We start from the raw sequence: 12,746 nt of genomic DNA, 5'->3' as shown, positions 1-12,746 counted from the left end.
TCACCTTGCCAGTGCGAGAGAAAATGGCGCAAAAGTCTGTCGATGATCGATGTTCTCTCAGCATACGGCCTTGAGTAAAGAACGGCGCCCTGATTGTTCGCTCAACTTCTCATTCTTATCGATGAACAGCACCTCTTTCGGTGTCTCAGGTTCTGACGGCTTCTTTTGTCACCCCAGCCAACGCTAGATTGGGTTAGTTCGAACGTCCGCAAGTGGGTCGTAAGCTGAAAGTCCGGTTCAGGCACAAAAGGTTGGTTCAGGCGCGCAGCACCTTCGCAAAGGCCTCGATCGCGGCCACTTCATCGCCGTTCCAAATCGCGCCTGAGACGGCGAGGAAGTCTGCGCCCGCCTCTACCAAGGGCGCGCAATTGTCTGGTGTGATGCCGCCGATGGCGACGCAGGGGATCTCGAACAGGCCGGCCCAGAATTCGATCAGCTCTGGCTCGGGACGTTCGGCATCGCCCTTATCCTTGGTGGTTGAGGGGAAGAACGCGCCGAAGGCGACATAGTCTGCGCCTGCCTCGCCCGCTTCCATCGCCAGATGGCGTGAGGCGTGGCAGGTGACGCCGATCTGAGCCTCGCGCCCCAGCACTTCGCGCGCTTCCTTGGGGTCGCCGTCGCCCTGTCCCAGATGCACGCCGTCCGCCTTAAGGCGCTTTGCCAGCGACACGCTGTCATTGATAATAAAGGCGACGTCATGCTCGGCGCAAATCGCCTGCAAGGGCTCTGCGAGCGTCGCTGCCTCGTGGCTCTCCAGCCCTTTCACACGGAATTGAAAGGCCGTGACCAGGCCTTTGCCCGCCACCAGCGCGCGTTCGAGCCGCTGAGGAAAGTCGCCGCCTACTTCGAGCGGGGAGATAAGATAGAGATCAGTTGCATGTTCTTGTGTCATGAGCGGCCTTTATCGCGCAGCGCGCGGCTCGTCACCTGCGAAACACGGCCCCATTGACGACATCTTTAGAGAATGCAGGCTACCCCTCTTCCCCGTCATGCTGATCGATCCACTCTTCATCATCGAAAATTATACCCGCTCACGCGAATACGGGCTCTACAACATGTCCGAGTTTCGCGGCGAAGGCCCGGTTGAGCTGCACACATTAAACGCCGCGGGAGCCTGGGTGCCATCGGGCGAAATGAGCGCGAGTGATTTCATCGATGCCCTGAATGAGGCATGCAGCGCCCTCGGCCCCCGAATCGGCCTCTATTTCTACAATAGGCCGCTCGATGGCGAGCTGCTCACACGGTTTCCCGACGTGGAGAAATTGCAAATCTCTTCGCATGAATTTGTGAACGCCGAATACGTCGCTCAGCTAAGCAAGCTGAAAGAGCTCACCTATGATGCTGCCTTCTGCCCCGATCCGCAGCGTCTGGCCGTCATGGGGGTCGAACGGCTCACCGACCTTACGATCGTAGAAACACCCAGTCGCAAGCTCGATCTCACGCCGCTTGCCAAGGCAAAGCAGCTCAAGCGGCTGCGCCTGATGGGGCAATATCGCAATGTCGAAGCGATTAGCGCGCTCACTCAGCTCAGCGAATTGGTGCTGTATCCGGCCCGGCGCTTGGACATGTCTTTCATCGAAGAAATGCGCGGCCTCGAAGCACTTAAGCTCGCCATTGGAGCGCTTGAATCGTTTGAAAGCCTCTCGCATCATCCCACGCTGCGCGACCTTTCATTCGAATGGGTGCGTTTCCTGGAGGAAATCGGCGACCTTCAGCGCTTCCCCGCGCTCGAACGCTTCCGCTTGAACGACCAAAAGCGCGTGTCCAAACTCGTTTGCGGCGCGGGCAATACAGAGCTGAAACACATCAGCCTCGGCGGCGCGCCTGAGCTTTCGGAAATTGAGGGCCTCAGCGAGCTACCGTCCTTGATCAGCCTCTCGGCTCATTCGACTGGATTGGAGCTCGACCGGCTCGACCTCCCACAAAGCCTCACGCATCTGCAGGTCATCCCCAAAGCGATGAAAGAGCGCAAAGCCGTTGAAGACGCAATAAAAGCGCGCGGCCTGAACACAAACTCGCATCGGAACGGCGATTTCTTCTACAAATGAGGCTTGCGCCGCGGTGTTATCCGACGCTGGCGGTGCAGATCTTGTCGATGGCTTTGCCGAGCGTGTCGTCGAACTCCGCATCGCTTTGCGCCGCGCGCAAATCTTGCAGCAGGCCGCGGCTAAAGCTCGCGATCATGCCTGGGTTGTGAGCAAGTTTTTCGCACGCTTCGTCGGTGGAGAACCCGCCTGACAATGCAACCACGCGCAGCACATTGGGGTGCGCGATGGCTGGGGCATAGAGGCCGCCCTCAACCGGGATGGACAACTTCAGCATGACCTTGCGGCCCGTGGGCAGGCTGTCGAGACCCTTCATGATTTCAGCCAGCAAGATTTGCTCGCCTTCCGCGCGGTCAGCGGCGGTGATGTCATATTCCGGCTCAAGCATCGGCACGAGGCCCGCGTCGGCGATTTGGTTGCCGACCGTGAATTGCTGCTCCACCACTTTCGCGATGCCAGCGGCGTTCGCGGACTTGATGACAGAGCGCATCTTGGTGCCGAACATGCCGTGGCCGACAGATTTTTCGAGCAGCGCGGGAAGCTTATCCAGCGGCTTCATCATTTGCACGCCGTCCACCTCGTCGGCCAGGCCCTGGTCGACCTTGATAAACGGCACAATGCCGCGTTCTTTCAAGGCGTCAGCGGTTGAGGCGCCCTCAACTTCGCTGTCCATGGTGCGCTCAAACAGAATGGCGCCGATGATCTTGCCATTGGCGAAACTAGGCGAGGTGATGACCCGGCTGCGCATGTCATGAATGCGAGCGAACATCTCGTCATCGCCGGACCATGCTTCGTCAGAAATGCCGTAGCCGCGCAGAGCCTTTGGCGTGGAGCCACCCGATTGATCCAGCGCCGCGATAAAGCCTTGGCCGCCAGCGATCTTGGCTGTCATTTCATCGAAATTCATCGGAAGTCCCCATTCACCTTGGATGCCCTGAGATATGCCGATGCATACCTATGCGCGGGCCGTTTGAGCGCGCTTTAGCCAGCCCATTGACTGCCCGCAACCAGCCATTGCTGCTCTTCGACAGAAACAAAAGGGCGAGACGCCGCAAAGCGCCCCGCCCTTAAGCGTTATAACCAAGATCGTCGTCTCAGTCGCGGTCGGCGATCTTCACCAAACGATTGGTGAGAACCTCCAAACCTTCGCCGGAACCGGTGCGAACATCGATGTTTCCGATCTTCTCGGTCACACGTTCGAGCGCTTCCAGCTCCTTCAGACGCATCAGCGTTGGGTTATCGGCCATCAGTTTCGCCGTGTTGAGCAGGCTGCGGGTCGCGGCCGTTTCTTCACGCCGGCGGATCAGGTTGGCTTGCGCCACCTTCTCTGCCTCGACCACCCGGTTGATCAGCTCGCGCATCTCACCGGGAAGGATCACGTCCTTGATACCAAGCTCGGTCACATCGACCCCGATGTCGCCCACTTCCTTGCGGACGTGCGCGGCGATCTCGCGGTCAACTTTGGCCCGGTCGTTCAAAAGGTCGTCCAAGGTCCGGCCAGCAACAGCCTCGCGGACTGCGAACTGAACCAGCTTATAGACGTGCCCTTCGTAATCCGGGGTCGACAAAGCGGCCTTTTCAACGTCGGTAACCTGCAGGAATGACGTCAGCGTGATCCGGATGGACACACGATCCTTCGTCAAAATCTCCTGCGCGGTGACCTCCATTGGCACGGGCCGGGTATCGGCAGACTTGCTGGTGACCTTGCGGCCAACCTGCCAGTAACCGTGGCGGCCTGGACCAATGGTCTCGATCAGTTCGCCATCGAACAGAACGATGGCGCTCTGCGCTTCACTAACCGCGATTTGCTCAACCGGAGAAGGCACCATCGCCCCGTAAACGGCGGCGGCGCTCACTTCATTGAGCAAACGCTTGGGCAGCTTCGGCTCAGCCTCAACATCGATCACATCAACCGTGACCGTATCGAGCACCTTCCAGACCCGCGCAACGTCACCGCCGCGCACGATCAGGCCAGCCCGGCCATCAAAGCGCACAATCGCCACTTGCCCTTGATCAGGGCTGACGATCTCAAAATTCGCCTCCGCAAGTTCGGGATGGCGCTTTTCGATACCGTCTACCAGCGGCGAATTGCAGGCGCCGGTCGCGGGCAAAATTTGCACCTCCATGCGCATGCTGTTCCACAGCCAATAGAAGTGACGTCCAGGTCCGAGAACCTCGACAAGGCGGCCATCCTTAACCAGGAGACCGCGTTCTTTTTCGGCAATAACAAATGTCATCATTGTCCGTCTCCTGTACTCTCACTTGCGGGGCCCATCCCCGAAGCGGTCGGCGCGGGTAGGCGCGATTCGTTTCAAACGCAACCGGTTTCTTTGCGACTTACGCGCACGTAACCCTATAAAGCCGTAACGGAATTTGGGAGTGCTATGGGGAAAATGGGTCAGCCGGGTGGCAATTCCCCGTTACCGTGCCGGGCCTTTGGTTGAGGCAGATCAGGCCCCAAGTTCTGCAACGCCCGCGTCCGAAAGGCCAATGGCCATGTCGCCGGTGGGCACCGCATCATCGGGTGCCAAGTCTGCCGGTATCCCCAAAGGCGCGTGGGCCCGATACCGGTGCTTTGGAGTTTGGCTCGCCGTCCCCCGAAGAGGCCTGCTCGCCGCATTCCGCAGCTGGATTTGCCCACCCGGCCTCCCCTTTTAAGGAGCCGTGTTAGGGCTAGAGACGGGGCTCGAACCCGCTTGGCTTTCGCCGTACCCATGGAGACGATTTTGAGTCGTCGCTTGGACCTAAACCAAGTGCCTCAATTGGCGGTCTTCACTCGGGAACCCGACATGGCAAAGCCATTCGTGACCTGCGGCTTTCAACACCGCGCAGCGAAGGCGAGCGCAACTATGAGTGATGGATTGCCAAGTAAAGCGAAAAGTTCTGGGCCGCGCCCCGCTATACAGGCTTCTTGCCCAGGCGCCGGATAATCCCAGTAAAGCTGAGCGCGGGATTGCCATCGGCGGTTACCATACCGCGAACAAAAATCGTTTTGCCCCCGCCGCGCGTTACCTCGCCGCGCGCCTCGACCAACGAGCCATTGGGCACCGCGCCCAAAAAATCACCTGCCAGATTGAGCGTCACTGCGTTCCCGCCGTTCAGCTCATCGGTGGCGATCCCGAACAGCGCGAAATCGGCAAAGGTCAGAAGGCATCCGCCATGCATAAAGCCCGCGCCGTTCATATGACGATCTTCCGCGCGGAAGGCGCTGAGATAGCTGCCATCATCCTGACGCAGCATGTAAAACGGGCCCGACTGCGTCTCAAACGCGTCGTGGTTCCAATGGTACCAGCCCTCAAACTCGCCCTGTTCACAGCGGACCGCGCCGCCGTACCCGTATTCAGTCTCACTCATTTAACAAAACTTTCTAGGAAGCGCCGGGCGACCGGGCTTTGTGCAGCTTTCGCCTGAACGACGGAGGAGCCTTCGTTCCAAATCGCCTCGGTGTTGGCCAGCACGATCAGGGTCAGGCGATCCTGCGGAACCTTAAGGTAAATGGCGGAATATTTCTGATCATCCTTGCCGGAATGCCAAAGCAGGCGCTTGCCCGCATAGTCCTCCAACCACCAGCCCGTCTGATAATCGCCGAGCGGGCCCAGCTCCATGGTGCTCATTCGCTTCAGATTTGCTGGCGGGATCAATTGGCCAGCATCAAGCGCGAGATCGAACGCGGCAATAGCGCGCGGGTTCGCCATCATTCCTGCCGACGCACGGAAATCATCATCGGACAAGGATTGTTTAACAATGCGCCCATCCACTGTGTGATACGGCATCGCCAACAGGCGCAGCGCGTCTCCCGCGTCCGGATCGCGCCACCCGAGCGCGACGTCTTTCATGCCCGCTGGCGTTAGAACGCGGTCACGCACGATTGAGCGCAGGTCGCGTCCGCCCGCCCCCTCGATTACGCGGTCGATGCGAGCAAATGCTATTGGGTTGTAAACGAACGCATCGCCGTTCGCGCGCATGTTCAGCATTTCGATCAAGGTGGTGGGCTTCGCGCAATCCACCGGCGGAATGGTGTTGCCAAACATATCCTCACCGCCGCCCATGAATGGGATCGACGTGGTCGCGAAATAGGCACAGAACTCTGCCCAATCGGCGTCAGCGGTCATGGGTTCACCCAGGAACACATCGCCTGCCAAACTCTCAGCCAGAACCGCAGTCGCCGCGATCGGCTTCGTCACAGAGGCTATCGAGTAGGTCGTCTGCGCAATGGTCGGAAAATCGCGCTCGTCATCAGAAGTGCCGAGATAGGCCTCCCATACGATCTCGCCGTCCTTGAGGATCAGCGCGCTCATCGCTGGCGTGCCACTTTCCTTGCGGAACTCCTCGAGAAATTCGCCGAACGCCTCGTAATCGGGCTCTTCTGCGGCGAGCGGCGCGGCCAACAGCAATGCTGCCCATGCGAAAAACGCGCGCATCAATTCCACAGCTGGAGGTTCTGGATCGCGGCGGGCAGCGATTCTTCGGGGTCTGTGCGCGAGAGGCTGCGCTCGGCGAGTTTCCAATTGTTGCCAACCGCGCCTTTGCACCACAGATCCGTCAGCCAGAATTGACCAGACCAATCGCGCGCGCCGATCCGCATTTCCAGATCGACCCCGGCGGCGAACCACGCGCATTTGCCATGCTTGTTGATGATCACCTCGCGGAACCGATAGGCGGAGCAGCCAAAGCGCCCCTCGGCCGCCTCCAGAAAGCTCGGTCGGTCAAGCAATTGCGATCGATCCGCGCCAACGATCATCATAAAATCGCGCCGCACAAGCTTGCGCAGATCGCGGTTATCGCGCCGCATCCAGGCCCGCATAAAGCGGTGCTCCAGCGTCTCAATCGTGGCGGCAAAATCGGCCATCGTCTAAGCGCTCAGTGCCGCGACGCCGGGCAGCTCTTTGCCTTCCATCCATTCGAGGAAGGCACCGCCAGCGGTGGAGATATAGGTCACATCGCCCGTCACGCCCGCCTGCGCCAAGGCAGCGACGGTGTCGCCCCCGCCCGCGACAGAGATCAGCGAGCCTTCCTGCGTCAGAGCGGCGGCATGGCGAGCCAGCGCCATGGTCGCGGTGTCGAACGGTTCGGTCTCAAACGCGCCAAGCGGACCGTTCCAAACGAGAGTTCGGCAGGTCTTGAGCACGTCAGCCAGTGCCTCAGTTGCGAGCGGGCCGATATCGAGGATCATTTCGTCGCTTGCGACCTCGTGGACATTGCAGGTTCGAAGGCTCGCCGGATTGGCGGCAAACTCTTTGGCCACCACGACGTCATAGGGCAGGTGCACCGTGCAGCCGGAATGGTCCGCCTCGTCCAAAATTTTCGAGGCTGTCTCGATAAGGTCATGTTCGGCAAGACTTTTTCCGACATCCACTCCGCGCGCGGCGAGGAAGGTGTTAGCCATTCCGCCGCCGATGATGAGATGCTGAACCTTGCCCACGAGGTTTTGCAAAACGTCGAGCTTGGTGGAAACTTTCGCCCCTCCAACGACGGCGGCAACCGGGGTTTCCGGATTGCCAAGCGCGCTGTCGAGCGCGGTCAGTTCGCGCTCCATCGCGCGGCCTGCATAGGCGGGCAGATGATGCGCAATGCCTTCGGTCGTCGCATGGGCGCGGTGCGCGGCGCTAAACGCGTCATTGACGTAGAAATCGCCGTGGGCCGCAATGCTTTGCGCGAAATTCGGATCGTTGGCCTCTTCACCGGGCCAAAAACGGACATTGTCGAGCAGGCCAATATCGCCAGGGCGCAGGATGCCGATCGATTGTTCGACCACCGGGCCAGCGACCTCTGGAATGAACATCAGTTCCTTGCCCAGCACGCCTTCAACATCGCCCACCACCATGCTGGTCGAAAGCGCCGAATGGCGCGCGCCGCCCGGACGTCCGAAATGCGCCAGCATCAGGACTTTCGCGCCCTTCTCGCTCAGCTCCAGCACGGTTGGCTTGATCGCCTCAACCCGCGTCAGATCGCTGGCCGATCCGCCCTGCATCGGCAGGTTGAGGTCAACGCGGACAAGCGCAACCTTGCCAGTCAGGTCGCCGGGCAAATCATCGAGGGTTTTGAAGTTGTTCACTGAGGAATGCTCCGATCAATCAGGTCGCGGTTACGAGAATGCCTTCTTCCTCGACGACCACTCTGTCACCATTTTCGACGATGAAGGTAGTTGCATACCTTTCCAGTCGAGAGAAGACACCACCGCGTTCAAAGTTGATTGCGATAAAACGGCGCTCCGTCAGTTTGTGCACGCAAAGGAGTTTCCTTTCGCTCCCAAGCGCCGTCTCAAGTTCGCTTGTCAGCGCCGGGCTCAAACTAACAACTTCCGATGAGCCATATCGGTCTTGAGACCACCCGTCGTAACAAGGAGCACCACCCGATGCTGTTGTCGTGCAACCGCTGAGCGAGATTCCCGCTGACAACATGAGGCAAAACCTGAAGACCGCGCACCTCATCGCGTGCCGTTACAGGAATTTCGCCATTACGCCGGCGGTGTCGATCATCCGGTTGGAGAAGCCCCATTCGTTGTCATACCACGATACGACGCGGGCTAGCTTGCCCTCCATCACGCTGGTTTCCAGACTGTCCACGGTCGAGCTGGCTGGGTGATGGTTGAAATCACTGCTGACGAGCGGCTGATCAGTGTAATCGAGCACGCCGTTCATCGGGCCGTCTGCGGCGGCTTTCAGCGCAGCGTTCAGTTCCTCTACGCTGGTGTCGCGGCCCGGTGTAAACACCAGATCGACCAGTGAGACGTTCGGCGTTGGCACGCGGACGGACGACCCGTCGAGCTTACCCGCCAGTTCTGGCAGCACCAGACCCACCGCGCGCGCCGCGCCAGTGGTGGTTGGGATCATGTTCTGCGCGCCGCCGCGTGCCCGGCGCATATCACCGTGCATCTGGTCCAGCATGCGCTGATCATTGGTGTAAGAGTGGATCGTGGTCATAAAACCGCGCTCAATCCCGACCAGATCGTTCAGCACCTTCGCCACTGGCGAGAGGCAATTGGTGGTGCAGCTGGCGTTGGAGACGATCACATCATCCGCGGTCAGCACATCGTGGTTCACCCCGTACACGACAGTGGCGGAGACGTTCTTCGCAGGCGCTGAGATCAACACGCGCTTTGCGCCCGCTGTCAGATGCGGTTCGGCGGCCTCGTGGCTTTGGAAGAAGCCGGTGCACTCCAGCACAATGTCCACGCCTTGCGCAGCGTGCGGCAGATTGCCGGGATCGCGCTCGCTGGTGACCGCAATGCTCTTGCCATTGACGATGATTGCGCCCTCGCCGACCTCTACCGTGCCGGGGAAGCGGCCATGCGTACTGTCATATTGGAACAGCAGAGCGTTGGATTTCGTGTCCGCCAGATCGTTGATCGAGACCAGCTCCAGATCGTGACCGCTGCGTTCCAAAATGGCGCGCGCCACGAGCCGCCCGATGCGACCAAAACCGTTGATTGCAACCTTCGTCGCCATGATGAGAACTCCTGCTTAACCGTTTAATTTGTTGCGAATTTGCGGAAGGATGGCTTCGGCGGTGAGGCCGAAATGCGCAAACAGATCCTTCGCCGGGGCAGAGCCCCCGAATGTGTCGATACCGATGTTGAGCGCGCCCGCGCCAATGCCCGTGTATTTCTGCCAGCCAAAGGTTGTGCCCGCCTCGATTGAAACGCGCAGAACGTCTTTGCCCGTCGCCAGAATGTCGGCGCGATAGGCCTCGTCCTGCTCATCAAACAGTTCGGTGCAGACCATGGAGACGACATCAGTGCCAATGCCCTGCGCCTCCAATTCTGCGGCGCATTCAGCCGCCACATGCACTTCCGATCCGGTGGCGTAGATCACAACCTTGCGGTCCGCGCCTGCGGCCTTCGTCCGGTATCCGCCGCGCGCCGACATATTCTCACCGACATCGGTCAGGCGCTGCTGAGGCAGACCTTGGCGGGTCAGCGCCAGAATGGTTGGGCGATCTGGCTGCTCCAGCGCGGTTTTCCAGCACTCAGCGGTCTCGACCGCATCGCATGGGCGCATCACCAGCACATTGGGCATCGCGCGCAGCGAGGCGACATGTTCGATTGGCTGGTGCGTCGGTCCATCTTCACCCAGCCCGATGCTGTCATGCGTCATCACATAGATCGCGCGGGTTTGCTGCAGAGCGGACAGGCGGATCGCACCGCGTGCATAGTCGGTGAACACCAGGAAGGTGCCGCCGTATGGGATCACGCCGCCATGCAGCGCCATGCCGTTCATCGCTGCGGCCATGCCGAACTCGCGAATGCCGTAATAGACATAGCGGCCCGAATAGTCGTCCGCCGAAAACGCCTCAATCCCGCCAGCCTTGGTGTTGTTTGATCCGGTTAGATCAGCGCTGCCGCCGACAGTGTCGGGCAGAACCGGATTGATCTCAGCCAGCGCCATTTCGCTCGCCTTGCGGGTCGCGACGCTGACAGGCTCTTTGATCAGACCTTGGATATAGCCATCGAGATCGAACGTGCTCGGTAGGTCACCGGCCATGCGGCGCTCAAATTCTGCTTTGTGTGCAGAAGCATTGAGACGCGTTTGCCATGCGCCATGCGCCTCGCGGCCCATATCGGCGGTGGCGCGCCAATCGGCCAGGATCTCAGCAGGCACCGTGAACGGCTCATGCGGCCAGCCCAGCGCTTCGCGAGTGCCGGCAATCTCATCCGGGCCCAGCGGCGCGCCATGCGTGGCTGAGGTGCCTTGCTTGGTCGGGGCGCCCTTACCGATCACGGTCTTGCAAGCGACCAGCGATGGGCGGCCATCGGCCTCCGCTTCGGAGATTGCGCGTTCAATATCGGCAAAGTCATGGCCATCGCAGCTAACAACGTGCCAGCCTGTCGCTTCGTAGCGGGCCTTAACGTCTTCGCTGGTCGACAGATCGGCAGAGCCATCAATGGTGATGTTGTTATCGTCCCACAACACGATCAAGCGGCCCAGATGAAGGTGCCCGGCAAGGCCGATCGCCTCGTGGTTGATCCCTTCCATCAGGCAGCCATCGCCCGCGATCACCCAGGTGCGGTGATCGACCAGATCATCGCCAAATGTCGCGTTCAAATGCCGCTCTGCCATCGCCATGCCGACAGCCATCGCGAGGCCTTGCCCCAGCGGGCCGGTCGTGCATTCAACGCCTTCGAGCAGGAAGTTTTCCGGGTGGCCCGCGCACGGGCTGCCCAGCTGACGGAAATTGCGGATATCATCCATCGTCGGCGCAGCATATCCGGTGAGGTGCAGCAGCGAGTAGATCATCATGGAGCCGTGGCCCGCGCTCAAAACAAACCGGTCGCGGTCGGCCCAATCCGGGCGCGCGGGGTCAAATTTGACGTGGCCCGAATAAAGGACGCTGGCAACGTCCGCCATGCCCATTGGCATTCCCGGGTGGCCTGAATTGGCGGCCTGAACCGCATCCATGGAAAGGGCGCGAATGGCGTTCGCCATCTGCTGCAAGCGGGCGGGTTCAGTCGTCATGCTCGGGTGGGCTCCTGGTGCCAGCTGAATATGCATCCGAAGCGGCGCGATTGTGCAGCGATTCGGCGTTGGAGAAGCCTTTGCCGAGGCGCATAGTGAGGTCAAGCGCAGGCCCCGCGCTACCCCCGCACAATCCACCCAGCCCGGTTTCTGCACGCTCCGCTACCAACACTTATCAACAGCAATCACCAAGGCTTTGCAGCGCCTCATCTTTCTTGGTAAACGCTCAGCCCATGAGTGAAGCACGAATTGATGAGGCGATTGGACGGATCGAAAATGCGCTTCGCCGTATGGATGCGGCGCGCGCGGCCAATCCGCCAGCCCCCGCCCCAGACGATACGCACAGCGAGGAAGAGGCTGCGAACTCTGCCCGCGTGATGGCGCTGGTCAACAGCCACGAGAAACTGCGTGAGGAAGTGGCCGATACCCTGCGCGAATTGGACGGCGTGATTGCGGAGCTGGAAGAATGAGTACCGTTACATTGCAAATCGGTGGCCGCTCCTATCAGGTCGCCTGCGCCGATGGCGAAGAAGCCCACATTGAAATGCTGGGCGGCATGATCGATGCCAAGTTCAACGCCATGGGCGGCGCCCGGACCCCGCAGGACGCACAGAACTTTCTGTTCGCGTCATTAATGCTGGCGGATGAAGTGCACGAGGCCAGCGGCAAGAACGGCGCGCCGGCTGCGCCAGCGCCAAGCGTTGATGATACCGCAAATGCGGAGAATGCGGCGGAACTGGAAGAACTGCGCTCTGCGCAATCGAGCCTCAACGATGAGCTGGAAAGTCTTAGCAAAGAGCTTCAATCCGCCCGCGAGGAAGCAAAATCGCTGTCCGAGCAGCTGAAAGAGGCAAAGGAAGCTGCGGAACAGCGCGATATGTTTGGCGAAGATGTGATCGCTGGACGGCTGGAAGAACTGGCCGCCAAGGCGGAGAGCTTTGCCGAGGCGCTGGAAGGCTCCGCGGCCTAAGAGCTCCGCGAACACGCTGCATTACAGACATTTCGCTTGAGCATGGGCCCTGCGCACCCTAATTAGAGGGCGGCGGGGCTGCCCGGCGCGAGCCGACTGAATATCCCTGAGGCTATAAGCAATCCATCGGGAGCTGTCCCTGCCTGAGTTTATGGGCCACTGCGTTCTTCGGAATGGAACCTGGGAACTTGGGCATACGGCGCCCACCTGACGTTTTCGCGTCAGAGGATTTCTCCTGGTCCGGCCCATGGTGGTCCCGTCACTTGTTTTTCGCAG

General features: G+C 60.1%; 13 protein-coding genes and 1 other RNA gene. 4 read left to right on the top strand and 10 right to left on the bottom strand.

From position 1 onward, the window contains the following. Positions 1-256 precede the first annotated feature (256 nt). A complete protein-coding gene (gene thiE, locus AC0V6U_RS04225) occupies positions 257-892 on the bottom strand; it encodes a thiamine phosphate synthase (RefSeq protein ID WP_472644957.1) in 636 nt (211 codons plus the stop codon). On the opposite strand from thiE, the gene AC0V6U_RS04220 reads away from it, so the two are divergent. After that, positions 891-2,048, top strand: a complete 1,158-nt coding sequence (locus AC0V6U_RS04220; protein ID WP_486169380.1) for a leucine-rich repeat domain-containing protein — start codon at positions 891-893, stop codon at positions 2,046-2,048. The genes thiE and AC0V6U_RS04220 overlap by 2 nt on opposite strands. 16 nt (positions 2,049-2,064) lie before the next feature. Here AC0V6U_RS04220 and AC0V6U_RS04215 read toward each other — a convergent pair whose 3' ends face one another. From AC0V6U_RS04215 to tkt, 9 genes are all read right to left on the bottom strand, one after another. Further along, positions 2,065-2,952, bottom strand: a complete 888-nt coding sequence (locus AC0V6U_RS04215; protein WP_472644955.1) for a fructose bisphosphate aldolase — start codon at positions 2,950-2,952, stop codon at positions 2,065-2,067. 187 nt (positions 2,953-3,139) lie between these two features. Further along, complete coding sequence (locus tag AC0V6U_RS04210; protein WP_472644954.1) at positions 3,140-4,285, bottom strand: slipin family protein; 1,146 nt, start codon at positions 4,283-4,285, stop codon at positions 3,140-3,142. Between the two features lie 658 nt (positions 4,286-4,943). Then, on the bottom strand, positions 4,944-5,399 hold the full coding sequence (locus AC0V6U_RS04205) for a PaaI family thioesterase (protein WP_472644953.1): 456 nt from the start codon (positions 5,397-5,399) through the stop codon (positions 4,944-4,946). After that, complete coding sequence (locus tag AC0V6U_RS04200; RefSeq protein ID WP_472644952.1) at positions 5,396-6,466, bottom strand: serine hydrolase domain-containing protein; 1,071 nt, start codon at positions 6,464-6,466, stop codon at positions 5,396-5,398. Before AC0V6U_RS04200 ends, AC0V6U_RS04205 begins: the two co-directional genes overlap by 4 nt. Continuing rightward, the gene (locus AC0V6U_RS04195) at positions 6,466-6,894 is read right to left on the bottom strand and encodes a DUF4440 domain-containing protein (RefSeq protein ID WP_472644951.1); all 429 of its coding nucleotides are present in this window, start codon (positions 6,892-6,894) and stop codon (positions 6,466-6,468) included. Before AC0V6U_RS04195 ends, AC0V6U_RS04200 begins: the two co-directional genes overlap by 1 nt. Positions 6,895-6,897: 3 nt before the next feature. Continuing rightward, positions 6,898-8,100: a phosphoglycerate kinase gene (locus AC0V6U_RS04190; protein ID WP_472644950.1), complete on the bottom strand. Its 1,203-nt coding sequence runs from the start codon at positions 8,098-8,100 to the stop codon at positions 6,898-6,900. Between the two features lie 19 nt (positions 8,101-8,119). Continuing rightward, positions 8,120-8,335, bottom strand: a complete 216-nt coding sequence (locus AC0V6U_RS04185) for a hypothetical protein (RefSeq protein ID WP_486169379.1) — start codon at positions 8,333-8,335, stop codon at positions 8,120-8,122. A gap of 150 nt (positions 8,336-8,485) precedes the next feature. Beyond that, positions 8,486-9,493, bottom strand: a complete 1,008-nt coding sequence (gene gap, locus AC0V6U_RS04180) for a type I glyceraldehyde-3-phosphate dehydrogenase (RefSeq protein WP_472644948.1) — start codon at positions 9,491-9,493, stop codon at positions 8,486-8,488. A 15-nt stretch (positions 9,494-9,508) separates the two neighbouring features. Continuing rightward, complete coding sequence (gene tkt, locus AC0V6U_RS04175) at positions 9,509-11,500, bottom strand: transketolase (protein ID WP_472644947.1); 1,992 nt, start codon at positions 11,498-11,500, stop codon at positions 9,509-9,511. Between the two features lie 233 nt (positions 11,501-11,733). Here tkt and AC0V6U_RS04170 point away from each other — a divergent pair, with 233 nt between their 5' ends. From AC0V6U_RS04170 to ssrS, 3 genes are all read left to right on the top strand, one after another. Beyond that, a complete protein-coding gene (locus AC0V6U_RS04170) occupies positions 11,734-11,970 on the top strand; it encodes a hypothetical protein (RefSeq protein WP_472644946.1) in 237 nt (78 codons plus the stop codon). Continuing rightward, a complete protein-coding gene (locus tag AC0V6U_RS04165; RefSeq protein WP_472644945.1) occupies positions 11,967-12,470 on the top strand; it encodes a cell division protein ZapA in 504 nt (167 codons plus the stop codon). Before AC0V6U_RS04170 ends, AC0V6U_RS04165 begins: the two co-directional genes overlap by 4 nt. A gap of 72 nt (positions 12,471-12,542) precedes the next feature. Beyond that, positions 12,543-12,731, top strand: a non-coding RNA gene (gene ssrS / locus AC0V6U_RS04160) — 6S RNA. Positions 12,732-12,746 lie beyond the last annotated feature (15 nt).

The sequence above is a fragment of the Erythrobacter sp. W36 genome, from assembly GCF_057364935.1.
This window is presented reverse-complemented; position numbering and strand designations above follow the sequence as displayed.

Bases quoted from the DNA above. Each gene is read 5' to 3' on its own strand.
- AC0V6U_RS04200 (WP_472644952.1), bottom strand. From the start codon at position 6,466: ATGCGCGCGTTTTTCGCATGGGCAGCATTGCTGTTGGCCGCGCCGCTC.
- AC0V6U_RS04210 (WP_472644954.1), bottom strand. From the start codon at position 4,285: ATGATGACATTTGTTATTGCCGAAAAAGAACGCGGTCTCCTGGTTAAG.
- thiE (WP_472644957.1), bottom strand. From the start codon at position 892: ATGACACAAGAACATGCAACTGATCTCTATCTTATCTCCCCGCTCGAA.
- AC0V6U_RS04170 (WP_472644946.1), top strand. From the start codon at position 11,734: ATGAGTGAAGCACGAATTGATGAGGCGATTGGACGGATCGAAAATGCG.
- AC0V6U_RS04205 (WP_472644953.1), bottom strand. From the start codon at position 5,399: ATGAGTGAGACTGAATACGGGTACGGCGGCGCGGTCCGCTGTGAACAG.
- AC0V6U_RS04215 (WP_472644955.1), bottom strand. From the start codon at position 2,952: ATGAATTTCGATGAAATGACAGCCAAGATCGCTGGCGGCCAAGGCTTT.
- gap (WP_472644948.1), bottom strand. From the start codon at position 9,493: ATGGCGACGAAGGTTGCAATCAACGGTTTTGGTCGCATCGGGCGGCTC.
- AC0V6U_RS04165 (WP_472644945.1), top strand. From the start codon at position 11,967: ATGAGTACCGTTACATTGCAAATCGGTGGCCGCTCCTATCAGGTCGCC.
- AC0V6U_RS04195 (WP_472644951.1), bottom strand. From the start codon at position 6,894: ATGGCCGATTTTGCCGCCACGATTGAGACGCTGGAGCACCGCTTTATG.
- AC0V6U_RS04220 (WP_486169380.1), top strand. From the start codon at position 891: ATGAGCGGCCTTTATCGCGCAGCGCGCGGCTCGTCACCTGCGAAACAC.
- tkt (WP_472644947.1), bottom strand. From the start codon at position 11,500: ATGACGACTGAACCCGCCCGCTTGCAGCAGATGGCGAACGCCATTCGC.